A 26,924-nucleotide genomic window follows, 5' to 3' on the forward strand; every position below is an offset into this window, starting at 1 on the left:
AGAAAGGATAGTTTCTCAAAATGTTAGATAAGAAAAAATTTTATATCAATGGTGAATGGGTTTCCCCAAAAAAATCAAACGACTTTAAAGTAACAGATCCCTCAACAGAGGAAGAGTGTGCTGTTATATCTTTAGGTGGAGTAGAAGATGTAAATGATGCAGTAAGCGCAGCAACTAAAGCTTTTGAAACATGGGCATTTTCAAAAAAAGAAGAAAGATTGAAATATTTAGAAGCTTTATATGTTCTTTATAAAAAGAGATGGGCTGATATGGCTAAGGCTATAACTCTTGAAATGGGAGCACCAATTGACTTTTCGACACAATTACAAGCAGGAACTGGAGCTAGCCATATAAAATCTTATATAAAAGTTTTAAAAGAATACACGTTTGAAGCAAAGTTAGGAGAACATGCTCTTAATAATAATATTTTACATGAACCAAAAGGAGTTTGTGCGTTAATTACTCCATGGAATTGGCCGATGAACCAAACTTGTTTAAAAGTAATTCCAGCAATCGCTGCAGGATGTACAATGGTACTTAAGCCATCTGAAATAGCTCCATTATCTTCGATGATTTTAGCAGAGATGATTGATGAAATTAAATTACCAAAAGGTGTATTCAATTTAGTCAATGGAGATGGCGCAGTTACTGGAAATGCATTAACAAGTCATCCTGATGTAAATATGGTTTCATTTACAGGATCTACTAGAGCAGGAGCTTTAATTTCTCAAAATGCAGCAAATGATTTTAAGAGAGTTAGTCTCGAACTTGGTGGAAAAGGAGCGAATATTATATTTAAAGATGCGGATGCAGAAGCTGTTGAAAGAGGTGCTCTAAGATGTTTTAGAAATTCAGGGCAATCTTGTAATGCACCAACAAGAATGTTAGTTGAAAAATCTATTTATGATGAAACTGTTGAAAGAGTAAAAAATTTTGCCAATTCAATGAAAGTTGATATTGCAACAAAAGAAGGAGATCATATTGGTCCGGTAGTTTCAAAAACTCAGTTTGATAAAATCCAAGCTTTAATTCAAGTTGGTATTGATGAAGGTGCTAAATTAGTTGCTGGTGGAACTGGTAAACCCGATGGACTTGATAAAGGATATTTTGTTAAACCTACTGCTTTTGCTGATGTTAATAATCAAATGCAAATTGCAAGAACAGAAATATTTGGACCTGTTTTATCAATTATACCCTTTGAAACAGAGGAAGAAGCAATTGAAATTGCAAATGATACTCCTTATGGATTGTTAAATTTTATTCAAACTCAAGATCAAGAAAAAGCTAATAGAGTTGCTAGAAAACTAAGATCAGGAATGGTTGATATTAATGGTGCAGGCTTAGCTCCAGACGCTCCTTTTGGTGGATACAAACACTCAGGTATTGGCCGTGAAGCTGGAAAATTAGGTCTAGAAGAATATTTAGAAGTTAAAGTAGTAAGTGGTTGGAACGATTAACTAGGAATAGAATTATTTTTAATTCCACCTAACAAATCTAAACATTTTTTAAGTTCATCTAAAACTATAAATTCATCTATTTTATGAGCTTGTTCAATTGATCCTGGACCACAAACCACTGTACTAATTCCAATTTCTTGAAATAATCCAGCCTCTGTTCCAAATGAAACAACTTGTCTAGAATTATCACCTGTTAAACTGGAAATTAATTCACAAGCATCTGACTTATCTTCTCTATCAAACCCAACTATTTCACCAATAATATCTTTTTCGATTGAGGCATTAGGAAAAACTTTTTTCATTTCAGGTAGTAACACCTCATTTGCATACTTGTCGATTTCTTGATTTAAAAATACTCCATCTTCTTTAACAACTGGTCGTGTTTCCCAATTAACATGACATTTGTCTGCTATTACATTATGAGCAATACCACCAAACACACCGCCAATAGAAAGAGTAGAGTGTAGTGGGTCAAAAATAGAATCTTTTGGCGCTCTACTTTTAAGCTTATCTCTAAGCTCAATTAATTTATTTACATATCTTGATGCATATTCAACAGCACTTACGCCTTTGTGCGGTGCCGAACTATGTCCCGCTAAACCTTTAAAATAAGTTGTGTATTCATAACACCCCTTATGAGCATCAATAATTTTCATATTAGTTGGTTCACCAATAATACAAATACCATCTTTAATAGCTCTTTTTTTTAATTCCTCTATTAGTATAGGTGCACCCTGGCATGCCGTTTCTTCATCAAAAGTATATGAAAAATGAATGTCTCTATCCAAGTTTGCTTTTGCATAAATTGGTGCAAAAGCTAAAGTGCAAGCAATAAAACCTTTCATATCACAAGCGCCCCTTCCAAAGAGTTTGTCATTTTTTATCGTTGCAACAAATGGATCTGTACTCCATCCTTTTGAAACAGGGACAACATCTGTATGGCCAGATAAAATTATTGGTTTTTTCCCACTTGGTTGTTTAGCTTTCAATGTTGCAAAAAGATTAACTCTTTTTTTTTCATCATCATAAGTTTTAAATGATGTTGCACCAAGTTTTTTTAGAATTTCATCACAATAGTTAATCAAAGAGCTATTATCTTCTCCAGATATTGTTTTGAAGCTAATTAGATCAGTTAAAATTTTAACTGAATTATTAAACAATTGATCTGAAATATTTTCTGTACTCATAAATAACATCTATTATATATTAAATATATGAAAGAACAAATAACCTATGATGACTTTGATAAAATAGATATTAGAGTTGGAACTGTAATCTCTGTAAAAAAAAATGAAAAAGCACGCAAACCTTCTTTAGTTATTGAAGTAGATTTTGGCATAGAAATTGGAATTAAACAGTCTTCAGCGCAAATTACCCATTACTATAATGAGGAAAATTTAAAGGGAAAACAAGTTGTGGGTATTTGTAATTTTCCTGAAAAAAATATTGCAGGAATAGTTTCACAAGTTCTTATTTTAGGTTCAATTGATAGAGAGGGAAAAGTTATATTACTTAATCCATCCCAAGAATCTGAAAACGGTCTTCCAATAGCTTAATTTTTTATGCATCCAGAATTATTATTATTAATAGGAATTTCTTTATCGTTGGGATTTACACCAGGACCAAATAATGCTGTTGCAGCTTATTCAGGTTTTAATTTTGGTATTAAAAAAACTTTACCATTAATCTTAGGAGTTGGTTTTGGTTACACAACTTTAATTATATTGATTAATTTTGTTTTAATATCAACTTTCAAAAATTATCCAATCATTCAGGAAATCATCAGAGTTCTTGGAACAATTTTTTTAATTTATCTAGCTTATAAAATTTCATTTTCAAAAATTCCTTCAGATGGAAGAGCAGAAAATCCAGTAAAGTTTTTAGATAAATTTATCTTTCAGTTTATAAATCCAAAAGGAGTAATGGCTGGAGTTACACTGAGTTCAAATTTTGTAGAACAAGGGGAAAACTATTTGAATCACTCTATTTGGGTAATTGTAGTTTGTAGTGTAACAGCGTTTTTAAGTATCACTTCATGGACATTTTTAGGTAAGTTTTTAAGGAAATTTGCCACAAATAATAATTTTATTAAACGATTTAATTATGCTATGTCATTGCTACTTGTCGTTTGTATAATAGGGTTCTACATCTAAAACTAAATGAAACCAGGAAACAAAAATTCATATAACTCTTTAAAATCTATCAGTATAAATGATACTGAATATAAATATTATTCTTTATCAGAAGCGGAAAAAAATGGTTTAGATGGAATTTCAAAACTTCCAAAATCCCTTAAAGTTTTATTAGAAAATTTATTAAGATATGAAGACGATCTATCAGTTACTAAAAGCCAAATAGAAGCAATTAAGGAATGGTTAAAGACAAAAAAATCGTTAACTGAAATAGCTTATAGGCCAGCTAGAGTTTTGTTACAGGATTACACAGGAATTCCAGCAGTTGCTGATCTTGCGGCTATGAGAGAAGCTGTTAAAGAAAAAAACAAAGATCCAAACACAATCAATCCACTTTCTGCAGTTGATCTAGTAATTGATCATTCAGTTCAAGTAGATAAATCTGCAAATAAAGACTCATTTGAAAAAAATGTTGATATTGAATTTAAAAGAAACGGTGAGAGATACTCCTTCTTAAAATGGGGACAACAAGCATTTAATAACTTTAGAATTGTTCCTCCTGGAACTGGGATTTGTCACCAGGTTAATTTAGAATATTTATCAAAAGTAGTTTGGTCTGAAAAATTTCAAGATGAGGACTATTTATTTCCTGACACGTTAGTTGGCACTGATAGTCATACTACCATGGTTAATGGTTTGTCTGTTCTTGGATGGGGTGTAGGTGGAATAGAAGCTGAAGCTGGAATGTTAGGACAACCAATTTCCATGTTAATTCCTGAAGTAATTGGATTTGAAGTTAAAAATAAAATGCCAGAAGGTACGACTGCAACAGATTTAGTTTTAACAGTCGTAAAAATGTTAAGAGATAAAGGGGTTGTTGGAAAATTTGTTGAATTTTATGGAGAAGGTTTAAAGAATTTAACTCTTGCTGATAGAGCAACAATTGCAAATATGGCACCAGAATATGGAGCAACGTGTGGCTTTTTCCCAATTGATGAGGAGACATTAAAATATTTAAGATTTTCAGGAAGAGATGAAAGTACAGTAAATATAGTTGAGAAGTATGCAAAAGAGCAAGGTTTGTGGGCTAATGATCAAGTTGAATTCACAGACACCGTATCATTAGACATGTCTACAGTTGTTCCGACAATTTCAGGACCAAAGAGACCTCAGGACAAAGTTTTATTAACGGATGCATCTACTGGATTTAAAAAAGTTTTTGAGGATGCAACTAATAGAAAAAAACAACATGTTTCAAAAGTATCCGGAACAGATTATGAAATTAAAGATGGTTCAATATTAATTGCAGCTATAACATCATGCACAAATACATCTAATCCAAATGTATTAATTGGAGCTGGGTTATTAGCAAAAAAAGCAGTTGAACTTGGTTTACAAACTAAACCATGGGTGAAAACATCATTAGCACCAGGATCACAAGTGGTTACTGATTATTTAGCAAAAGCAGGACTAAATATATTTCTAGATAAACTGGGTTTTAATCTGGTTGGATATGGTTGCACAACTTGTATAGGAAACTCAGGGCCTTTACCGGAAGAAATTGTTAAAGCCATAGACAAAGAAAACATTTATGCCGTGTCAGTTTTATCAGGAAATAGAAATTTTGAAGGAAGAATATCTCCACATATAAAAGCTAATTATTTAGCTTCCCCTCCATTAGTTGTAGCTTATGCACTTGCTGGTCATATGGAATTTGATTTATACAAGGAACCTTTAGGAAAAAGTAAAGAAGGTAATGATATTTTTTTAAAGGATATTTGGCCATCAAATAAAGAAATTGAAGATACATTAAGAGAATCTCTAAATGCAGAAATGTTTGTTAAAAGGTATTCAAATGTTTCAGAGGGCCCTAAGCAGTGGCAAGAAATTAAAACTGAAAATACAAGTATTTACAATTGGGATTCTGGTTCAACTTATGTAAAGAAACCTCCATTCTTTGAAAATTTGTCCGATTTGCCTGAGGGGTTTAAACCTATTAAAAATGCAAGACCACTTTTGATTTTAGGAGACATGGTTACGACTGATCATATTTCTCCAGCAGGAAATATTCAAAAAGAAAGCCCAACGGGTGAGTATTTTATGGAACATCAAATACTTCCGACGGATTATAACTCTTATGGATCAAGAAGAGGCAATCATGAAGTAATGATGAGAGGAACTTTCGCAAATATTAGAATAAGAAATGAAATGGCACCTGGAACAGAGGGTGGGTTTACAAAACTATATCCAGAAGAAAAAGTGATGCCAGTTTATAATGCCGTAGAGGAATATAAAAAAAGAGGAACAGACCTTGCTGTTATAGGTGGAAAAGAATATGGAACAGGATCGTCAAGAGATTGGGCTGCCAAAGGAACAAAGTTATTAGGTGTGAAAGTTGTAATAGCAGAAAGCTTTGAAAGAATTCATAGATCTAATTTAATTGGAATGGGTGTTTTACCGCTACAATTTACTGAAGGAAACAATAGACTTAATTTGAATTTAATTGGATCAGAGTTAATAACGGTTCTTCAAATAGAAGAGGGTATAAATGCATCAGATCATGTGCAAGTTGAAATAAAATATGCCTCAGGAGATATTAAAAAAATTAAAACTCTTTGTAGAATTGATACGAAGAACGAATTAGAATATTACAAAAATGGTGGAATTCTTCAATATGTTTTAAGGAACATGATCTAGTTATGGATGAAGAGATTTCAATAATTGACACAAACACAAGAAACGAAAAAGTAAAAAATTTTTTTATTAAAAATAAAAAAAACTTAATTATAATCATTTCAACAATAATAATTTTATTAATGGTTTTTATTTCATTTAATTTAATTCAAGAAAAAAACCAAGTTAACTTGGCTAATAAATACAACCTAGCTAAAATAAAATTTAAAAATGATAACACGCAAAAAACGGTCGATGATATGATAAATATTGTTAAAGCACATGATGTTACTTATTCACCCTTAGCTTTATATTTTTTAATAGACAATGATTTAATCAAAAACCCAGAAGAAATTAATACTTTATTTGGTGAGCTAATAAATAAAACTAATTTAGAAGAAGAAATTAAAAACCTAAATATCTATAAAAAAGCACTTTTTAACTCTAATTTTGTGTCGGAAAATGAATTATTACAAATTTTAAACCCTATTATTAACTCACAAAGCATATGGAAATCACATTCTTTATACCTTGTTGCTGAATACTTTTACGCAAATGGAGAAAAAGAAAAGGCAAAAGAATTCTTTAATCAGATTTTAACGCTACCTAAAGCAAATAATGATATTAAGCTAGCATCACAAAAAAGAGTAAACAGAGATCTAGGTGAATAGAATTTTAAATTTATTATTTTTATTAGTTTTTATTACCAGTTGTTCATTTCATAAAAATTCAAAGTTCTGGAATAAAGAAAAAATAATAATCGAACAAAATACTATTGATAAAAAAATATCAAAAAACGAAAAAATTATTAATTTAGAGCTTAACGCTAACTTAAAAATTAATCTTAAAGAAAATTCTATCAACAATAGTTTCATAAACAACCTTAGCAATAATAATGGAAGAATAAATTACAAAGGTGTTCTTGAAAATAAACAAAAATATAAATTTTCTAAAATTAAGAACTTTGATCAATATGAACCAAAAATAATATTTCATGAAAATAATATAATTTTTTTTGATAATAAAGGGTCAATATTGAATTTTGATAATAAATCAAATTTGTTGTGGAAAAAAAATTATTATTTAAAACCAGAAAAAAAAATAAATCCAATTTTATTTTTTGCAAATAATAATAATTTTTTAATTGTAGCTGATAATATTTCAAAACTATATGCGCTAGACATAAATACTGGTGAACTTTTGTGGTCTAAAAGAAATAATGCTCCATTTAATTCGCAAATAAAAATCTATAAAGATAAATTTTACGTAATAGATTTTGAAAATACTTTAAGATCTTACTCAATAGAAAGTGGTGAAGAAGAATGGAGTGTTGTCACAAAAAAATCACTCGTAAGATCACAAAAAAAATTATCTATTGTAATAAAAGAGGATAAAATTTTTTTTAATAATTCTTTAGGTTTAATTACCTCAGTGGACATCAATACAGGTCAATTATTATGGCAAATTCCTACAGAAAAAAGCATAGTTTATGATGAAAGTTTTTTTCTTAAAACTTCAGAACTTATTGGTAATGATAATGCATTATTCTTTTCAAATAATAAAAATAATTTTTTTTCATTAAATATGGAATCTGGTTATATTAATTGGCAGCAAAAAATAAACTCATCATTAAGACCTACAATAGTGGGTGACCTCTTATTTACTATATCAGAAAATGGATATCTATTTGTAGTAGAAAAAAAAACTGGTAATATAATTCGGATTAGTGATGTTTTTGGAAAATTTAAAAAAAAATTGAGAAAAAAAATTCATCCTACAGGATTTATAGTGGGTAAGAACAGCATTTATTTGACGACTTCGCATGGTAGGCTTTTAGAGATTGATACCATAAGTGGTAAAAATCAATCAATATTAAAAATAGATAAAAATAAAATTTCTAGACCATCAATATTAAATCAAGATATGTTTATTATTACTGATAATTCTATTATTAGACTTAATTAAATAATGATCCTAAAACTATTGGATAAACTAGGAAGAAAAAAAGTTGTTTTAGATCGAGGACCTTCCCACCCCAAGTTTAATGAAGCTAAACCTTGGATGAATAGATATTATGTCTTATTAAGACATAGACCAAAATGGTTTCCATTTAATGTTTTATTGCATGAAATGTTAGCTGATGATCATGGGGAAGGGGTTCATAACCATATATTTCCATATATAACTATCATATTAAGGGGAGGTTATTGGGAAACATCAAGTTCTGGAAGATTGTGGCGACCAGCTGGATATATTGGATTTAGGTCAGCAAACAATTTGCATAGAGTTGATCTTAAACCAGGAACAAAACCTCTTACACTGTTTATATCTGGACCCTTTGGATTAAGAAAAGGGCCTAGGTCAGAGTATGGCATAGATTTTAAAACAAAAAAATGAATTTAAATAAATTATTTCTAAATTATTGTAAAAAAAATAATTTAGAAATTAATCCTAATCAACAAGATCTAATAAAAGAACTGAATTTATTTTACAATCAGAACTTCAATAAATCACTTTTAAAAAAAATATTTACTAAACAGAATTCTAAAACAGGATTTTATTTACAGGGTGATGTAGGTGTGGGTAAAACTATGATATTGAATTTTTTTTATAATAATTTTGATAAAGCTAAACAAAGATTTCACTTTAATGAGTTTATGATTAGTTTTCATGATTTTGTTTTTAAAAATAAAGAAAATAACCAAGAAAATATTATAGATAAATTTGTTAAAAAATTAAAAAGTAAAGCTAGATTAATTTATTTTGATGAGTTTCAGGTCACTAACATTGTAGATGCTATGATTTTAGGCAACCTATTCAAAAAAATATTTGATGAGAATATAAAAGTTTTATTTACATCAAATGCAAAATTAAATGATCTTTATAAAGATGGGTTACAACGTGATCAATTTCTTCCCTTTATTAAAATAATGAAAGAAAGATGCTTTCAAGCAAAGTTAATCATTGAAGAAGACTATAGAAAATCGTCAAAAAATAAAAATGAAAGATATTTTTTTCCATTAAATGAAACAATAAATTTTAAACTTAATAAGTTTTTTAGAAAAATAACAAAAAATCTTCCTAACAAAGAAATGACCTTAACTATTAAAAGTAGAAAGTTTATTATTAAGAATTATTTTAATGGAATAGCACGTTTCGATTTTAAAGAACTATGTTCTAAAAACATTGGAGCAGAGGATTATATAAAAATAGCTGAAGTGTGTAACTTTATCGTCATAGAAAATATTCCCATTTTTAATATTGATAATTCTAATCAACAACAAAGATTTATTACACTAATTGATATTCTTTATGAAAAAAATATACCTTTAATGATATCATCTCAATTACAATTAGATTTATTAAGTTCCTCGGAGGATTTAAAAAAAATATTTAAAAGAACTATTAGTAGATTATATGAATTAACATCTATCAAATATAACAAGCTATGAGACAAGAATTTTTTAATTTAGAATTAGATACAAATGGTCAAAGTCTTTATGAATTTACCAACCAAACAAATCAATGGGTTAATGATAATGAGTTTAATAATGGAATTATCAATATAAGCATTCAACACACTAGTGCTTCATTAATAATACAAGAGAATGCAGACCCAGATGTTCAAACTGACTTAATAAATTTTTTTAATATGCTCGTGCCAATGGATAATTCCCTTTATATCCATACAGCTGAAGGAAAAGATGACATGCCCGCACACATTAAGTCTTCGTTAACTAATAATCAAATTTCTTTGAGTGTTAAAAATAATGAGTTGTTACTTGGAACTTGGCAGGGGTTATATCTTTTTGAGCATAGAATTGAGAAACAGAACAGATTGATTGTTCTTCATTACTTAGGTGATTAGCTTTTCTTAATTGTTTTAAAAGCTTCTAATGCAGCATTTCTTGCTTCAACGTGGTCTACAATTGGTTTTGGATAATCTGCACCTACAATAACTTTAATCTGTTCTTGGTATTTGCTTTCTAGTTCCCATGGCTTATATAAAAATTTATTAGGCATGTTTTTAAGTTCTGGAACCCATTTCTTTGTATAAATTCCATCTTTGTCAAATTTTTCACCCTGAAGAATAGGGTTAAATATTCTAAAATAAGGAGCTGCATCAGCACCACAGCCTGCAACCCATTGCCATTGGGCAACGTTACTAGCTTCATTATAATCAACCAAACAATTTTTAAAATGTTTTTCACCTTCGTTCCAATGAATTCTTAAATGTTTTACAAGAAATGAAGCAACAATCATTCGTACCCTATTGTGCATCCATCCTGTTTCGTACAGTTCCCTCATCCCAGCGTCAACAATGGGATATCCTGTCATACCTTTTTTCCAAGCTTTAAGAAATTTATCATTTTTAACCCAAGGAAAATTATCAAAATCTTTCCTAAGATTGCCTTTTAGCATTTGGGGAAAGTAATTAATTAGACTATGAGAAAACTCTCTCCATCCTAACTCATTAATATACTTTCTATATCCCATTTTTTTAATTTTAATCTCTTGGCATTTCTTCCAAATTGTTTCTACATGTATTTGGCCAAATTTTAAGAAAGGAGATAACTTTGAGGTTCCATTAACACCTGGAATATCTCGTGCTTCACCGTAGCCCTCAATTCTATTTTTTATTAATTCTTGTAAATATTTTTTAGCTTCTTGTTCAGACGGTATCCAGTATTTCTCAAACTTTTTATGCCAATTTTTCTTAGGTAAAATTTCTTTTATTGGAATTGATTTTTTAAATATATTTATTTTTTTTATTTTTGATTTAACTTTTATAGATTTAGAAGGTACTTTTGAGATATAAAGTTGCTCAGTTTTTTTCCAAAAAGGAGTGAATACTTTATAAGGTGTGCCATCATCTTTAGTCATTTCCTGAAACTCTACAAGAATATTTCCTTTAAAATATTTATATTGAATTTCATTTTTAATGAATTGATCTCTTATTTTTTTACCTTTATTAATTACATCTGGTTCATATACTTTACTCCAATAAACAGTAACATCATCTTTCTTCTTTAAATTTGATAATACCTCTAGTTCATCACCTAATTGAACTTCCAATGTGATATTTAATTTTTTTAGATCTAGGTTAAAATTTTCTAAAGCTTTAGAGATCCACCATTTTTGAGCCTCTCTTTTTTTATCAAAATTTTTTGGGTTATAAATATAAAGAGCACTTACAAACTCATGATTTTGAGATGCAATAGCTAGAGCTTCATTATCTTCAATTCTAAAATCTTCTCTTATCCAAACAACAGCTTTTTTTGTCATATTTACTTAGATTTTTTGCAATCCATCGTTTAGTAGCTTTTGGTACATTGCATTATCAGTTAAACCCTCACAACCAAATAAAAGTACACTTGATTGTTTATTTAGCTCTAACTTATCTAAGTATTCTTTATTGTTAAATGAGCCTATTAACGCAATTATACCTGGCACAGCACATTCACCAGCTATTATTTTTTCATCAGATAAATGTTTTTCTGCTAGCAGTGCAACAGTAGTTGAGATTGCTTCATCTGGTACGGTTAAGCAGTAGTTAGTAGAATTTTTTAAAATTTCCCAGGCAATACTTGAAACATCTCCACAAGACATTCCACCCATTATTGTTTCTTTTTTTATATCAACAGTTGTAGGTTTATTATTCTTAATACTTTGAAATACACAGGCTGCATTTTCTGGTTCAACAGTAATAAACTTTGGGATATTTTTAGATAATTTTGCAAAGCCAGCAATCATTGCCGCTGCCATTCCCCCAACACCTGCTTGAAGAAATACGTGTGTTATTGAATTTGAGTTTATTTCATCTAAAATTTCTTTAACCATTATTGTGTACCCAGCCATAATCAATTTTGGTACTTCTTTGTAACCTTCCCAAGACACATCTTGTACGATTTCCCAATTATTTGTATTAGATTGTTTAATGCATTCCTTTAATGAATTGTCATAATTCCCTTTAACTCTAATAACCTCAGCATCCAGATTACGCATGGCTTCAGCTCTAGACTCGCTAACAAATTCACTTATAAATATTTTACATTTTAAACCTAGTCTTTGTGCACCCCATGCAACTGATCTTCCATGATTTCCTGCTGTAGCTGTCGAAACTGTTATGTTCTTTTTTTCACTTGCAATCTTGTAAACAGCAAAGGCTCCACCTAATGCTTTAAATGATTTAAGTTCAAATCTTTTATCTTCATCCTTGTAGTAAATATTTTGGAATTTTAATTCATTGTTTAATTTATTTAATTTAATCAGTGGAGTAGGAGCGTAATTATCCCAGCTAGATATGGCCTCTATAGCTTCATCTATAAATTTTTCTGGTAATTGAGTGAGTATATTTTCTTTATTAAAATTATACTCTTTATTTTCTAAAAAAGATGTAATGGACCAAAGGTCTTTCTGAAGAATTGATTTCATTTTTATTAACAATCAAGAGTACTATTTTTTTCCCAGTGAGTTACTGAGCTTTTCTTATCAAATTTTTCTTCTTTGTTAAAATCTTTAATTTCTATATTTTTTAATTTTATGTAACTTGTTATAACATCATCTCCAAATGCTTCCTTAAGTTCTTTGCTATTTTGAAGAAAATTTAAAGCATCCTCAATTTCATTAGGTAATTTTTTTAAATTTGGGTAATTTTTGTAATCAGTGTACATATTACAAGTTAATGCTTCACCAGGGTTAATCTTATTATTTAAACCGTGAAGTCCTGCAGCAATAATACCAGCTTGAAGTAAGTAGGGGTTAGATGAACCGTCCATTAATCTTAACTCAAATCGACCTGCATCTGGCACTCTAATCATATGTGTTCTGTTATTTCCTGTATAAGAAATACTACTTGGTGACCATGTTGCACCAGATTTTGTTGGTGGTGCATTTATTCTCCTATAGCTATTAATTGTTGGGTTAAAAAATGCAGAAAGTGGTTGGGCTAAATTCATTACACCTCCTAAGAAATTATAAGCAAGTTTACTTATACCAAGTTTATCACCGGTATCTAAAAATTTATTCTTGTCATTATTCCAAAGAGAAACATGAGCATGACAACCATTCCCAGTTAAATTACTAAAAGGTTTTGGCATAAATGTTGCTCTAAGCCCATGTTTTTCTGCTAAAGATTTTACCATATATTTAAAGAAGACATGTCTATCTGCTGTAATTAAACAATCATCATAATCCCAATTCATTTCAAACTGTCCATTAGCATCCTCATGGTCATTTTGATATGGATGCCATCCCATTTGAATCATGGCATTACAAATTTCTTTAATTAAATCATACCTTCGCATTAATGCTGATTGATCATAACAAGGTTTTGATTGAGTATCTCGTAGATCTGCAACACTTGAACCATCTTGAGAAATCAAAAAATATTCACACTCTACCCCAGATTTCATTTGTAATTCTTTTTTATTCAATTTAGCTATTTGCTCTTTAAGCATAACCCTTGGGGATGCTTTTACAGGTTTCCCACCCATCCATAAATCTGATGCAAGCCAACCAACTTCTTTATTCCAAGGTAATTGAATTAAACTATCTGGATCTGGAATAGCAAACATATCTGTATCAGCAGGTGACATATCCAACCATGTTGCAAAGCCAGCAAAGCCAGCACCATTTTTTTGCATTTCTCTAATTGCTTCAGTTGGGACTAATTTTGATCTCAAGATACCAAATAAATCTACAAAGCTAATTAAGAAGTATTTAATCTTTTTTACTTTAGCAATTTTAGATAAATTTTTTGCCATTATCTTAAAAAAGAAAAAATAGCTTCCTTGTAATAGATTAAATTTCCACCAATAATAATTATTATAGCTGTAATAACCCCATACTTTGCTTTTGGAAAAACTACACCAATCATTTTGCTTGGTCTTTGATCCTCGTTATTATTTTCAGTCATATTGAATTTCTATATAAAAAAGGGCACCACAATTATGTAGTGCCCAAAGTTTATTTTATATTACCAGTCGGTAATATTTCTTTTATGATCATTAGCACCATGTCTTTTTCTAGCCAATCTTGAGAGTTTTTCACTCTCAGATCTAGCAGTCAAAACATGCCAGCCAATCCAAAAAACTACACCAAGAATAACTAGTAAAGTTTCAGTGGATCCAGCTCCCGGATAAACTGCTCCGACAACCTCTTTTGCACTTAAATGATCTATCCAGTTTGTAACTGTAGCCATATTTTTCTCCTTTACCTAGTTGAAGAGGCGACCGCTTTTTCAGCTTCTCTATCGTCCTCCATTATTTCATAGTCTAGTCCTGCTATTTCAACTTCACGTGGTATCCTTAATTTACCAAAAGCGCTTAGTATTCTAGCAATAACGTAGCCTGGTAGCATTCCAAGAACTCCGAACATTATAATTGCTCCAAGAAATTGCCCCAGTGGATTGATTGATGCATAAGTTGATCCGTCCCACATAGCTCCAACATTATATCCAGATGCTGGGTAACCATTTAAAACAAATCCACAAATTATAAGACCAACAACACCTGCATAACCATGTACTGCTACTGCACCAACTGCATCATCAATTTTGAACTTACGTTCAACCCAGTAATGCATTTTGTATGCTATAACAACACCGATCGCACCAATAAGCATTGCTTGTATCGGGTGATACAAATCATTACCTGCAGATGCACAGATGATCCCAGCTAGTCCACTTGAGTAAGTCCAGAATGGATCACCTTTAGCGACCACGTATCCAGCCAATAATCCACCTGATAATGACATCAGAAAGTTATAGGTTATTCCGCTCAGTGTGGTTGGGGTTACATATATATTTGTTGCTGTCCAGTACGTTACACCTTCCATTCCATACTCAGGTCCAAGATCAAATATCGGTATATTACATGCCGCATAAAATCCCCAGAAACCAGTATAGATTAAAAATAATCCAACTGTGACTAGCCATGGGTTTCTTGGTCCTATATTTCTTGGTTCACCACTTGATGAGAACTTTCCAATTCTAGGTCCTAAAACGATTAGAACACCTAGAGCAAAACCACCCGCAATTGCGTGAATTACTCCTGATGCGTAAGCGTCATGATATCCTAAAATTTTAAGCATCCATCCATCAAAGTGCCATCCCCAAGCAGCATCAATTACCCAGAAGCACGAACCAATTGCAATTGCTAAAATACCAAATGCAAAAGTTGTAATTCTTTCAATGATTGCTCCAGAAACAATTGAAGCAGCTGTCCATGAAAATAGTAAGAATGCAGCCCAGAATACTCCACTTATACGGTCACCTAAGTTGACAGCCATAAATTCAGTATTTGCTACATACCATTTCGCACTAAAAGTACTTTCGTCAGTAATTAATGCTGAACTCTCATTCATTATTGATGGAGCTATCCCCGGTCCTGTTGGGAATGCCCAGTAAATCCACCAACCAAAGAAAAACCAGGTTACCGTTACTAATGGTATTACCATGGTATTTTTCATTAAAGTGTGTTGGTGATGTTTATAACGCGAGGCTCCAACTTCATACATACAAAACCCGACGTGAATCAGGAACATTAATACTACTGTTACCCAGTAGTAAAATTCTGTAAATATAACTGTAAGAGCGCCTAATTGATCATCCATAATCTCTCTCTCTCCTTGTTAATTTAGGAAAGCTTACGAGATTTTAATAGGTGTGACAAACTATACAGTGCTTAAATAGATAAGCAATGACGTTATATTTAAAAAAATAATCAACCTTTGATTGATGGACTAAAACTTAAGGTAAGCTTTTTTCAAATCAACAAGAGGGTGCTTTTTAGACATTTGAAACTTAACTAAAAGCTCTCTTGCAATCATATCCCTGTCTTGTTGGTTATTAGGTAATTTGATTGATTTTGGAATTGTAACCCAACCATTTGCATTTCTGCAAAATACAGCAGGTCTGTCCTCTTCATAACCCATATGAATATCTTCTAACCAGTTAAGATCATCCCATCCCATAGCTTCTACATATTTTTTTAAGAATGGAGTCATCTTCTTATAATCAGGTAATAGGTTAACGTCATATCTATAACCGATATGTTGCCCAATCATTTTTTCTCTAGCAGTCTCTTTAGATTTTCCACCTAGATTTTCTTTTTTTACTTTTGTTTTTGTTTTTTTCTTAACCATATTTACCTCTTATATTTTGTGATAGTTATCAACACCAACAGTGAAGTTAGTTCCTGTTAATGGAACTTTGGCTAATGCAGATGATTCCATTGTTAGAGCAGCTAAATCTTCAGGTTCTAAAGAGTGAATATTAGTTTTACCACAAGCTCTTGCTAAAAGTTGAGCCTCTAATGTCATTGCATGAAGGTAATTATAAACTCTTAATGCAGCATCATCAGGATTTAATCTAGCTCTTAATTTAGGATCTTGTGTTGCAACACCAACTGGGCAACGACCAGTATGACAGTGATAACATTCACCAGCTTTTACACCCATTTCTTTTTCAAAGTTTGCTTCTGGTATATCTTTATTACAGTTTAAAGCCATTAAAGCGCCAGTCCCAATTGCTATTGCATCAGCACCTAGAGCTAAAGCCTTTGCCATATCAGCACCATCTCTAACACCACCTGCGTAAATTAAAGTTACTTGTCCAGTTTTACCAACATCATCAATAGCTCTTCTAGCTTCTCTGATTGCAGCAATTCCAGGAATTCCAGTATTTGCAGCAGCTATATGAGGGCCGGCTCCTGTTGAACCTTCCATACCATCTAAAAATATTGAGTCTGGATTACATTTTGCAGCCATACGAACATCATCATAAACTTTTGATGCACCTAGTTTTAACTGAATTGGAACTTTGTTTTTTGTAAGTTGTCTTAATTCTTCAACTTTTAAAGCTAGATCATCTGGACCTAACCAGTCCGGGTGTCTTGCTGGAGATCTTTGATCAATACCAGATGGTAGAGATCTCATTTCTGCAACTTGATCAGTAACTTTTTGACCCATTAAATGTCCACCCATTCCAACTTTTTGTCCTTGGCCAATAAATACCTCAATTGCATCAGCTAGTTGAGCGTGATGAGGATTAAAACCATATCTTGATTGGATACATTGGTAATACCATTTTTCAGAATATCTTCTCTCATCTGGAATCATTCCACCTTCACCTGAACATGTCGCGCTTCCAGCCATTGTTGCTCCTCTTGCTAAAGCAGTTTTTGCTTCATAAGAAAGTGCTCCAAAACTCATACCTGTAATATATACTGGTATATCTAGTTCAATTGGGTTTTCACAATTTGGTCCAATAATAGTCTTTGTTTCACATTTTTCTCTGTAACCTTCAATTACAAATCTTGTAAGAGTTCCTGGTAAAAATACCAAGTCATCAAATGTAGGAATTTTTTTCATTAATGCCATTCCACGCATTCGGTATCTTCCAAGTTGAGCTTTAATATGAATATCATCTATAACTTCAGGAGTAAAAATAGCGTTATGACCTAATAGACTTTTGTTTCTTTTACCTTCTTCGTGTGCATGAACATCAGCTTTTCCACCAACACTTCCATTAGTTTTCTTTAGTTTTTTACTATTTTTTTTAACTTTCTTTTTAGCCATTAGATAGCTCCTTTCTTTTCATGAGGTTCTAGATTATCATAGTTCCAAAGTTTTTTCCCTGCGACTATTTTTGTCATTTTACTGACGTCAAATTTTTCACCTATCTCTGCAACTTTTAATTTTCTTTTTAACCAATCTTGATCACTGTCTGTAAGGTCTGATGGAACAGCATCACTTCCAAACGATCCTATTTTTCCACCAATGAATATTGTTCCATCATACATTGAGTCACCTAAATTTATTCCAACATCACCTAGAATAATAATTCTTCCTCTTTGCATCATAAAACCAGTGAATGCTCCAGCATCACCACCAACAATGATAGTTCCACCTTTCATGTCAATACCAGTTCTTGCACCAACACTTCCTTTGCAAATTAAATCACCACCTCTTATAGCGGCACCAAAGCAAGATCCTGCATTTTTTTCTATAACAACTTTTCCTGCCATTAAGTTTTCAGCACAAGACCAGCCAACTCTACCATTAATTCTAACAGTAGGTCCATCACAAGAACCCATACCAAAATAACCCAAACTTCCTTCAAAAATTAAGTTTAATTTATTTAAAATACCAACACCCAAACTATGTTTTCCTTGAGGGTTTTTAATAACAATTGTTCCAAAACCTTGGCTCATTAAGTTGTCAATTTCTTTATTAGCTTCTGGAGCTGTCATTTCTTTAACATCTAGATCTGTTCTTTTATTAAAATCTACATCATAAGTTCCAAAATAATAAAGATTTTCACCTTCGTCAGGATTAAAAAACTTTTGCTGAGTTCTTCCTGTTAAAACTTCTGTGTGCATACCCATTGACTGGGACTTTGTTTTTTTCTCTGTAGTCTTTAAATTTGCCATACTTTTACCTCTCCATCATATGGATCATATGTATCAATTTCTTGAGGAAGAATTGCTCTAATTGCAATTTCTTCAGATCCCATTGCTATTAAATTATCAGATTCATAAAGAACTAATGGTTTTGCTGCCATTGTATCTTTTGCCATTCCCAATGAGTCTTTTGTTGCAACAAAGTAAGTAAATACTCCATCAAGACCTGTTAAAGAATCTTTCATACCTTCTTCAAGGGTTGCACCATCTCTCAATTTTTTTGCTAGGTATACTGCAATTAATTCTGAATCACATTCAGACATAAATCTCATACCTTCGTTTTCTAGCATTCTTCTATTATTCCAATAATTTGTTAATTGACCATTGTGAACTACAGACACATCACTAAATGGATATCCCCAAAAAGGGTGGGCTGATTTAATATCTACACCAGATTCAGTTGCCATCCTTGCATGGCCGATTGCATGTGTCCCCACAACTTTATCTAAATTATATCTATCACAAACGTCTTTTGCATTACCCAAATCTTTAATAACCTCTAAAGACTTACCCATAGAAAGAATTTCAACACCAGGAACACTCTCGATTTTTCTAGAAAACTCCCTTAAGTCTTTTTCATCATAACTGACCTCATATCTTAAAGAGTAGGGAAGTATTCTTTCTTCTTTAATAATTTTTGCACCCATACCTAAGATATATGACTTAACTGTTTTAATTCTTTCGTCATAAACAGAAGTTTCTTCACTTACAGACGAACTACCTTCACCAACATTTTCTCCAACTTTAAAACGCATAATGAAATTTTTTCCATCTGTATCTCCATAAAGAGCATAACCAGTAGAATCCTCTCCTCTATGCTTTAATGCCTGAAGCATTCCTTGCAATTGAGTTCCGATATTTACTGATTTATCTTTATAAATTAATCCCGCTATTCCACACATATATTTCTCCTATTTCTATTAAAGACTATGGTAGGCAGTCCAGATACGTATCTAGATCCCACTGAGTTGTTGCACCTAAAAATTTTTCCCACTCATCATTTTTATACCAATGGAAAACTTTATACATTTCATCTGGCATAGCTGATTTTATAACCTCATCTTCTGCTAAACGATTTAAAGCCTCACCAAGACTCATTGGTAGTTTTTTAACTATTTTTCCAGCTGCTTGAGCTTCATACATACTTCTAGACTCAGGTTTTCCTGGATCAATATTATTTGTTATTCCATCATCAAAACATTTTAACAATCCAGAACCCATTAAATATGGATTATGCATTGAATCAACTGATCTATATTCAAACCTACCTGGAGCAGAAACTCTTAAACCACAAGTTCTATTTTGAAATCCCCAGTCAGCATAAACAGGAGCCCAAAATCCTGTATCCCATAATCTTCTGTATGAGTTCACAGTAGAAGAACCAATTGCAGTTAGCGCACCCAAATGTTTCATTACTCCACCAATCGCTTTTAATCCAACTTTACCAGGTAATTGAATATCATCAGTATCGGGCATAAAGGTATTTGTTCCACCTTCAACGTAAGTGAATACCTCATCCATTCCTGGCAAAGATTTATGAGATAGTTTATTAATCACATCTTTTCCACCCGTCCACAAAGACATATTGGTGTGACAACCACTTGCAGAAACACCCATAAATGGTTTTGTCATAAAACAAGCTATCAAATTAAACTCTCTAGCAACCTGTGCACAAATTTGTCTATAAGTTGAAAGTCTATCTGCATTTCTTAAAACATCATCATACATCCAGTTTAATTCTAATTGTCCTGGCGCATCTTCATGATCTCCCTGAATCATGTCAAAACCCATTGCTCTTGCATATTTAAAAACTTGCATGAAAACTGGTCTTAACGATTCAAATTGATCAATATGATAACAATAAGGTTTAGAAAAACCCTTACCAGTTGGCGAACCATCCTCATTTTTAGTTAACCACATCATTTCTGGCTCCGTTCCAACTCTTAATTGGTAACCATGTTTCTTTTTAAATTCTTGAGCGTGTATTCTTAAATTTCCACGACAATCTGATGTTAAATGTGCACCTGGATTATCTCTTTCTTCTCTATTTCTAAAGCAAGTAACAAATACTCTTGCAACTTTTTTATCCCAAGGAAGCTGACAAAAAGTTTCAGGATCAGGTATACCAACCAGCTCTTTTGCTTCAGGCCCATAACCAATATAATCTCCATGACGATCAACAAACAAGTTTGCTGTAGCACCATAAACTAATTGAAATCCTTTTTCACAAGTTCTTTCCCAATGATCAGTGGGTATACCTTTTCCAACAACTCTTCCAGTTACAGAAATAAATTGAAAATAAATATACTCAACACCCAGCTCGTTGATTTTAGCTCTAACTTGTTTTACTAACTTATCTCTACCAGGTTGTGCTACGTGCTTGTCTAAATCAGTCATTATCTCTCCCTCTAATGAATTTTTATTTAACGAACCGTAACTGAAAAAATTATTTGTGTCTAGGCTTGAAGTTTAACTCCAAGGGAATGGACTGTTAGAAGTTGGATGAAGTTCACCCTTCTCGTAACGGTTGAATCTAAACGGTTTTAATAATTCACTCTCAGTTCCAAGAATTTCTTGTGCAACAAGTTCACCTACACCAATCATTTTGTATCCATGGTTAGCATCAGCAATCATGTAAACATTTTCTAAAAATCTATCAAAGATTGGAAAATTATCTGGCGTCATACATCCAAGACCACCTGATGGTCCTTTTCTATATAAATTCGATTTACCTTCAAATCTTTTTTGACAATGTGCTAAAGCTGAACACCACATATCATTAAATGCTTCTGTAGTTTGAAACTCAGGAGAATCGAGTCCATAAGGATCAACATCCACTTTATCAAAATGTTTATCAACTATGTAAGGAGAAGTACCGCCTTGAACACCAAGACCTTCAATGTCTGGCTTATAATAAATTCCCCAAAGTTCTTCTGTAATTAATTTTTTAGTTTTATCAGAATATAAAGGAGCAGTTGAGTCAACGTGCATTACCGGTGGTTGACCACCATCGTTCATTCTTAGAAAATCTTTATCAACACCAATAACACCTTCTTGCAACATCCAATATTTCCACATATCTTCTTTGTGAAATTTACCATCTTGTCCTTTAATATTTGCAAACTTTGGAAGCTCTAGCATATTCCAAAAATCTCTAACCCACGGACCAGCACCAACAACAACCTGTTCGCACTCAATAATTCCCTTGTCTGTTTCAACACCTGTAACAGCTTTGCTATTACTGCCTCTTTTAAATCCTGTAACCGTCACACCCTTAATAACCTCAACACCATTTGTAGTAGATTTTTCTTCTAGAGCTTTTATGGAAGCTTTGTTGAATGCATAACCACCTTTTTTTTCATGAAGTATAGATGTGATGCCTTGTGCTTGCCAATCATCAAACATTCCCTTCATATATTTAGTGCATTCTTTTTCGCCTTCTATAAATTCTGATTCATACCCAATAGCTTTTTGTTGTTCATAAATTGAAGCAACATCTTCATGCATAACTTCTGGAGATATTTGTAAATACCCTACGGCATTATATTTCCAAGCTTTAGGGTCACTTTCCCATACAGAAACTGAATGAGCCATTAACTCTCTCATAGCTGGTTGAAAATAATTATTTCTTATAACACCACAAGCAATTCCACTTGCACCTGCTGCAGTATCTTTTTTTTCAAGAATTACAATGTCACCTGGATTTTTATAAGTTTCTGAAAGTTTCCAAGCTGTACTTAGGCCATGAATTCCGCCTCCGATGATTACTACTTTAGCTTTAGTTGGTAATGTTGACATATGAAAATATTATTTTTTCTAAAAAGTAATTAATATAATTATATTTATAACTAAATTTTATATATAAAAGATATCAACTTAAAGAGATTGTTGAATTAGGTGCTAATAGCTTAGCTTTTTTAAAGTTGCCAGGTATTGTTTAAACTCATTAATAAAAGTCTCAGTAGGTATAATATTTTTTATTCGCTGATCAGTTGAAGTTTTTTCCAAACGAAAGAATCCTTTCTCACAAGCCTCATTAATTATCAAAGCAGATTTTGGCCTAGAGGTTTTAAATAATTTTGTTTTTAGCCCTTCAACAGAAAGCTTTTCATTAAGTTTATGCGCTGACATTACAAGTAACATCATATGATAATGTGAAGGAGATTTTCTAAAAAAATAGTTACTAGATGTATGTGATTGTTTCATCTGGTCTTCCCAAAAATTTAAAAGATCTTTGCTGTTATCGGGCATTTTATTATGCTCTAACTCTTGATTTTGTAGGATCATAGAAAGGGAAGGGAACAACTTTTGCAACAATTCTTTTTTGATGACCATCAAGTTTACCAATCTCAACTTCTGTTCCTATTTCAGAATATTTTACATCTATTTTACAAAGTGCAATATTTTTTCCAAGTTTAGGTGATAGCATTCCACTTGTTATTACACCCACTTGACCACGACCAATATGAACACAATCTCCATTTACTGCTGGTTCATGACCAACCAATTCCAAACCAACTAATTTTTTTTGTGGATTTGCTTTTCTTTTAATTAATTCTTCCTTACCTATAAAATCATCTTCTTTAGTTTTAAGCGGAACTGTAAAACCAATACCTGCTTCAAATGGATCTGTTTGATCATCGAACTCATAGCCATAAAAAATTAGTCCAGCTTCAATACGAACCATATCTAAAGCTTCTAAGCCTAATGGAGCAATATTAAACTCTTTACCAGCTTCCCACACTTTATCCCAAACCTCTGAAGCATCTTTTGGATGACACCATATCTCATAACCAAGTTCACCAGTGTAACCTGTTCTTGAAATAACAATTGGTGTACCTGTTTCATGATCTATTCTTGCAATATTAAATCTGAACCATTCAAGCTCAGTGATGGATGGCTGTATAGGAGGCGTCCATACAAATTTTTCTAAAATTTTTCTACTATTTGGTCCCTGAACTGCAATGTTGTGAATATGATCTGTTGCAGATTTAATCCAAACTTTATAATTTTTCTTTTTAGCTTGTTCTTTTAACCATTCACCACTGTATTCATCTCCACCAATCCATCTAAAATTATCTTGTCCTAATTTAAATAAAGTACCATCATCTAGCATGCACCCATTTTCATAACACATGGCTGTATAAACAACTTGCCCTATAGATAATTTTTTTACATTTCTAGTAAGGGTATATTGCATTAAATTTTCTGCATCAGGTCCAAGAATTTCAAATTTTCTAAGAGGTGATAAGTCTGTTGCAATCGCACTTTCTCTACAAGCTGTATATTCTTTTATAGTTCCTGAATTTGTAAAATTATTAGCAAGCCAAAAACCTTTATACTCAACAAAGTTTCTTGTTAGCTCTGAAGTTTTTTTATGGAAACCTGTTTCTTGAGTTAGTTTAGGTTCTGAGTCTGTTTTCATTCTAAATGCTATTGCTTTTGAATACTTTTTTTCCTTTGAATAAGTCCTAACAAAAATATCAGTGGGATTCCAGCCATTTGCACCATCAACATCACAAGGACAAGCTGATGATATACATGTTAGATCTTTTAAAGCTCTAAATAAAACATAATCTCCAGGTCTTGACCAAGGTTCATCAAAAGATGCAACATTATTAGCATCAATTGCAGTATTAAAAAAAAGATTTATTGCAGACCAACTTTTTCTAGAATTTATGTCATATTTATCCAGTCTATTATTAAAATTGTCAGTACAATTAATATGACCCATATAACCCATATCTTCATAATATTTTGATGTGCAAGCAAGATTGAAAGTATCATGTCTTCCAACTGTATCTCTTACAACTTCAATCATAGCTTCATGATCACCATCATAAAACTTTGAAAACAAACCTGGCCCAGGGTAAGCACCACCCATAAAAGTTCGTGTTGCTTTATCATCAATAATACTTTCAATGCCGTCATTTAATTTTTGTGTATCAAAAGCTAGAAAATCAGAGCATTGCCTTCCGCCTGGATCAATTATCTGGATATATTCACCAGCTTTTACCTCATAAGTTTCAGCAGTTCTTCTTTTTACAAGTTGTTCAATAATTGGATCACTAAGCGGATCTGGCAAAATAAATTGTTCATCTGTTTCAATAAATTTAGCTTTATTTAAAAAAATAGTTAAATCTGTAGGTGGATTTTGTTCATGGACATTCATAATATCACTAGGTGCAGCAATCATAACTATACATTTGTCTTTAGAGGTTAAGGTAATCTTTTCTCCCATTAAACAATTTTCATTAAAAATAATGGATGATTTTGCTTTATTAAGATCTAATTTTTTTTTTTTAAATAGTTTTGAAATTTTTTCATCATTAGCAATAGCTTTTTTTGAAAAGTTAGCATTTGCATTTTCTTTTAGATTTAAAATTGATAAATCAGATTTGCCTTTTGAATTAAAAACAATTATTTCACAAATTTGCCTTCCTTCTTCATTTATGATTTCTATTTTATCATCTGGTAAAACTTCTATAACTGAGAGACCGCCACCTTTTACATAATATCTTTCAACTCCAGATGGTAAAGTTCTTAAACCAGGATTTTTAATATCTTTACTAGTATGTAGCATTATCAGTATAAATTAAATAATTCAGTCTCAGCATAATATAATCAAAGACCATTGACTATAAATTTAATAAATGAGAACATACTAACTTAAACATTAATATTAAGGAGAGAGAATATAATGAAAAAAGTAATATCATTAATATCTGCCTTGGTAATTTCAGCAGTAAGTTTTGCTGGAGTATCTAATGCAGCAGATAGTAAAAAACCTATCGTTATTCCAACTCATAACTGGTCAAGCCAAATTGTAATGGCACACGTTATTGGTGGAATTTTCGAAAGTATGGGAAATAATGTAAAATATGTAAACACAGACTCACAAGCTGTTTATGAAGCAATTCGTATCGGTGATGTAAGTTTATCTCATGAAGTATGGGAATCTGCGTTTGGAAAATCATTTACTACAGCGCTAGACAAAGGTGGTTTAGTTGACTGGGGAGATCATGAAGCTCGAACGCTTGAAGATATGGGATATCCAAACTGGGTTGCTGAAAAAGGATTATGTCCTGGTCTTCCAGACTGGACTGCATTAAAAAATCCAGCTTGTGCTAAAAACTTTACAACACCTGACTCAGGTGGAAAAGGACGAATGCTAGAAGGTCCACAAAGTTGGCATGGAGATTTAATACCTCAAAGGGTTGATGCTTTAGGACTTGGAGATCTTTGGACTGTTAAATTTGCTGGAAGTGCAGATGCACTTTGGGCAGAACTTAAAGCAGCTGAAAAAGAGGGAAGAGGAACTATAATATTCAACTGGACACCAAACTTCACAGATGGTGCTGGTTTTACTTTTATAGATTTCCCTCCATATTCAGCGGGTTGTAGACCAGAAGATGGTGGTGATGGAAAATGTGGTTCGCCAGATGGTTATTTGAAAAAAGCTGTAACTGCAGACTTTCCAAAAACACATCCAGCAGCAGCAGCGGCATTTAAAAAAATGTCATTCTCTACAAGTCACATTGGTGCAATGGCTGCTTTAGTTGACCTTGACAAATTGACTCATGAAGATGCAGCTAAAAAATGGTTAGCTGATAATAAGAGTGTTTGGCAAGCTTTTACTAAATAAGGGTAACAGTTAATAAATTGAAATCTCTCCCAACAATGTTGGGGGGGATTTTTTTTAAAGAATGTGCTTTCGCACAAATTCAAATTACGGACCTGTTAATTAAATGATAAAGTTTTTTTTATATATATCTATCAGTCTATTAGTTTTTAATTCTTCTTTTGCAAAAAATATTGACATACAAGAGGATATTAAAATTGGTTTTGTATGTGAACTAGAAAAGAAAATACTCAAGAACTCAGAATATAATTATAAAACTTTTTTAGCAAAAGATTTAGATAATCAAAATTTAGATAAATTTGAAATCGATGCAAAACAACCAGAAAAACTTTTGATCAACGGGTTATCAATTTTCCTCTCACAAACTGAAAAATTTGAAGTAAAAGTTGTAAATAAAGACATAGTTTTATTCAAAGCTTTTGATGAAGGAAAAAATTACTCTGAGTCAGGTATAATTAACAGAAAATCAGGTGAATTAGTTCACGAAATTACAATAGGTATAAAAAGTGATAATCTTGAAAAAAATATTTCTTTTTATTTATGCAGCTAAATTTAA

The 26,924-nt window shown here is 31.8% G+C and carries 26 protein-coding genes; 11 read left to right on the top strand and 15 right to left on the bottom strand.

Annotated elements, in window-relative coordinates; translation table 11 throughout:
- Nucleotides 1-20 precede the first annotated feature (20 nt).
- On the top strand, nucleotides 21-1,457 hold the full coding sequence (locus ABXT55_RS01435) for an aldehyde dehydrogenase family protein (RefSeq protein WP_415284984.1): 1,437 nt from the start codon (nucleotides 21-23) through the stop codon (nucleotides 1,455-1,457).
- Here ABXT55_RS01435 and argE read toward each other — a convergent pair.
- Nucleotides 1,454-2,644 carry an acetylornithine deacetylase gene (argE, locus tag ABXT55_RS01440; protein ID WP_415284985.1) on the bottom strand — a complete coding sequence of 397 codons (1,191 nt, stop codon included), beginning with the start codon at nucleotides 2,642-2,644 and terminating at the stop codon, nucleotides 1,454-1,456. The genes ABXT55_RS01435 and argE overlap by 4 nt on opposite strands.
- A gap of 27 nt (nucleotides 2,645-2,671) precedes the next feature.
- Here argE and ABXT55_RS01445 point away from each other — a divergent pair, with 27 nt between their 5' ends.
- From ABXT55_RS01445 to ABXT55_RS01480, 8 genes are read left to right on the top strand one after another with little or no spacing between them, the layout of a single operon-like run.
- On the top strand, nucleotides 2,672-3,013 hold the full coding sequence (locus tag ABXT55_RS01445) for a tRNA-binding protein (protein WP_415284986.1): 342 nt from the start codon (nucleotides 2,672-2,674) through the stop codon (nucleotides 3,011-3,013).
- A 6-nt stretch (nucleotides 3,014-3,019) separates the two neighbouring features.
- Nucleotides 3,020-3,610: a LysE family translocator gene (locus tag ABXT55_RS01450; RefSeq protein WP_415284987.1), complete on the top strand. Its 591-nt coding sequence runs from the start codon at nucleotides 3,020-3,022 to the stop codon at nucleotides 3,608-3,610.
- A 6-nt stretch (nucleotides 3,611-3,616) separates the two neighbouring features.
- Nucleotides 3,617-6,286, top strand: coding sequence for an aconitate hydratase AcnA (gene acnA, locus ABXT55_RS01455; RefSeq protein WP_415284988.1), 2,670 nt, complete (start codon nucleotides 3,617-3,619; stop codon nucleotides 6,284-6,286).
- A 2-nt stretch (nucleotides 6,287-6,288) separates the two neighbouring features.
- Nucleotides 6,289-6,933, top strand: a complete 645-nt coding sequence (locus ABXT55_RS01460) for a hypothetical protein (protein ID WP_415284989.1) — start codon at nucleotides 6,289-6,291, stop codon at nucleotides 6,931-6,933.
- A complete protein-coding gene (locus tag ABXT55_RS01465) occupies nucleotides 6,926-8,227 on the top strand; it encodes a PQQ-binding-like beta-propeller repeat protein (RefSeq protein ID WP_415284990.1) in 1,302 nt (433 codons plus the stop codon). Before ABXT55_RS01460 ends, ABXT55_RS01465 begins: the two co-directional genes overlap by 8 nt.
- A gap of 3 nt (nucleotides 8,228-8,230) precedes the next feature.
- Entirely contained in the window at nucleotides 8,231-8,659 is a 429-nt protein-coding gene (locus ABXT55_RS01470) for a hypothetical protein (protein ID WP_415284991.1), read from the top strand.
- A complete protein-coding gene (zapE, locus tag ABXT55_RS01475) occupies nucleotides 8,656-9,714 on the top strand; it encodes a cell division protein ZapE (protein WP_415284992.1) in 1,059 nt (352 codons plus the stop codon). The genes ABXT55_RS01470 and zapE overlap by 4 nt, the downstream gene beginning before the upstream one ends.
- Nucleotides 9,711-10,130 (top strand): secondary thiamine-phosphate synthase enzyme YjbQ, encoded by a 420-nt coding sequence (locus ABXT55_RS01480; RefSeq protein ID WP_415284993.1) that lies wholly within the window; start codon nucleotides 9,711-9,713, stop codon nucleotides 10,128-10,130. The genes zapE and ABXT55_RS01480 overlap by 4 nt, the downstream gene beginning before the upstream one ends.
- Here the strand turns inward: ABXT55_RS01480 and ABXT55_RS01485 are convergent.
- The 14 genes from ABXT55_RS01485 to ABXT55_RS01550 form a co-directional block, all read right to left on the bottom strand.
- Nucleotides 10,127-11,548, bottom strand: coding sequence for a cryptochrome/photolyase family protein (locus tag ABXT55_RS01485; RefSeq protein ID WP_415284994.1), 1,422 nt, complete (start codon nucleotides 11,546-11,548; stop codon nucleotides 10,127-10,129). The genes ABXT55_RS01480 and ABXT55_RS01485 overlap by 4 nt on opposite strands.
- Before the next feature lie 6 nt (nucleotides 11,549-11,554).
- Entirely contained in the window at nucleotides 11,555-12,697 is a 1,143-nt protein-coding gene (locus ABXT55_RS01490) for a diaminopropionate ammonia-lyase (protein WP_415284995.1), read from the bottom strand.
- 5 nt (nucleotides 12,698-12,702) lie between these two features.
- Nucleotides 12,703-14,028, bottom strand: coding sequence for a type III glutamate--ammonia ligase (glnT, locus tag ABXT55_RS01495; RefSeq protein WP_415284996.1), 1,326 nt, complete (start codon nucleotides 14,026-14,028; stop codon nucleotides 12,703-12,705).
- Nucleotides 14,028-14,180: a hypothetical protein gene (locus ABXT55_RS01500; protein WP_415284997.1), complete on the bottom strand. Its 153-nt coding sequence runs from the start codon at nucleotides 14,178-14,180 to the stop codon at nucleotides 14,028-14,030. Before ABXT55_RS01500 ends, glnT begins: the two co-directional genes overlap by 1 nt.
- A gap of 60 nt (nucleotides 14,181-14,240) precedes the next feature.
- The gene (locus ABXT55_RS01505; RefSeq protein ID WP_415284998.1) at nucleotides 14,241-14,465 is read right to left on the bottom strand and encodes a hypothetical protein; all 225 of its coding nucleotides are present in this window, start codon (nucleotides 14,463-14,465) and stop codon (nucleotides 14,241-14,243) included.
- 11 nt (nucleotides 14,466-14,476) lie between these two features.
- Nucleotides 14,477-15,877, bottom strand: coding sequence for an ammonium transporter (locus ABXT55_RS01510; RefSeq protein WP_415277902.1), 1,401 nt, complete (start codon nucleotides 15,875-15,877; stop codon nucleotides 14,477-14,479).
- 129 nt (nucleotides 15,878-16,006) lie between these two features.
- Entirely contained in the window at nucleotides 16,007-16,408 is a 402-nt protein-coding gene (locus tag ABXT55_RS01515) for a hypothetical protein (protein ID WP_271482723.1), read from the bottom strand.
- A gap of 9 nt (nucleotides 16,409-16,417) precedes the next feature.
- Nucleotides 16,418-17,842, bottom strand: a complete 1,425-nt coding sequence (locus tag ABXT55_RS01520) for an FMN-binding glutamate synthase family protein (RefSeq protein WP_415277901.1) — start codon at nucleotides 17,840-17,842, stop codon at nucleotides 16,418-16,420.
- Complete coding sequence (locus tag ABXT55_RS01525; protein ID WP_415284999.1) at nucleotides 17,842-18,696, bottom strand: GXGXG motif-containing protein; 855 nt, start codon at nucleotides 18,694-18,696, stop codon at nucleotides 17,842-17,844. The genes ABXT55_RS01520 and ABXT55_RS01525 overlap by 1 nt, the downstream gene beginning before the upstream one ends.
- Nucleotides 18,684-19,628, bottom strand: coding sequence for a glutamine amidotransferase (locus ABXT55_RS01530; RefSeq protein ID WP_415285000.1), 945 nt, complete (start codon nucleotides 19,626-19,628; stop codon nucleotides 18,684-18,686). Before ABXT55_RS01530 ends, ABXT55_RS01525 begins: the two co-directional genes overlap by 13 nt.
- Nucleotides 19,629-19,653: 25 nt before the next feature.
- Complete coding sequence (locus ABXT55_RS01535; RefSeq protein ID WP_415285001.1) at nucleotides 19,654-21,123, bottom strand: glutamine synthetase family protein; 1,470 nt, start codon at nucleotides 21,121-21,123, stop codon at nucleotides 19,654-19,656.
- Between the two features lie 72 nt (nucleotides 21,124-21,195).
- Nucleotides 21,196-22,524 (bottom strand): NAD(P)/FAD-dependent oxidoreductase, encoded by a 1,329-nt coding sequence (locus tag ABXT55_RS01540; protein WP_415285002.1) that lies wholly within the window; start codon nucleotides 22,522-22,524, stop codon nucleotides 21,196-21,198.
- Between the two features lie 102 nt (nucleotides 22,525-22,626).
- Entirely contained in the window at nucleotides 22,627-22,977 is a 351-nt protein-coding gene (locus ABXT55_RS01545; protein WP_415285003.1) for a hypothetical protein, read from the bottom strand.
- A 4-nt stretch (nucleotides 22,978-22,981) separates the two neighbouring features.
- A complete protein-coding gene (locus ABXT55_RS01550; RefSeq protein WP_415285004.1) occupies nucleotides 22,982-25,309 on the bottom strand; it encodes a DUF1989 domain-containing protein in 2,328 nt (775 codons plus the stop codon).
- Nucleotides 25,310-25,426: 117 nt separating this feature from the next.
- Here ABXT55_RS01550 and ABXT55_RS01555 point away from each other — a divergent pair, with 117 nt between their 5' ends.
- Both ABXT55_RS01555 and ABXT55_RS01560 read left to right on the top strand, forming a co-directional pair.
- On the top strand, nucleotides 25,427-26,371 hold the full coding sequence (locus ABXT55_RS01555; RefSeq protein WP_415285005.1) for an ABC transporter substrate-binding protein: 945 nt from the start codon (nucleotides 25,427-25,429) through the stop codon (nucleotides 26,369-26,371).
- A 103-nt stretch (nucleotides 26,372-26,474) separates the two neighbouring features.
- Nucleotides 26,475-26,918 (top strand): hypothetical protein, encoded by a 444-nt coding sequence (locus ABXT55_RS01560; RefSeq protein ID WP_415285006.1) that lies wholly within the window; start codon nucleotides 26,475-26,477, stop codon nucleotides 26,916-26,918.
- Nucleotides 26,919-26,924 lie beyond the last annotated feature (6 nt).

The organism is Candidatus Pelagibacter sp. Uisw_130, assembly GCF_047722505.1.
In the GTDB taxonomy this organism is placed as follows: Bacteria; Pseudomonadota; Alphaproteobacteria; order Pelagibacterales; family Pelagibacteraceae; genus Pelagibacter.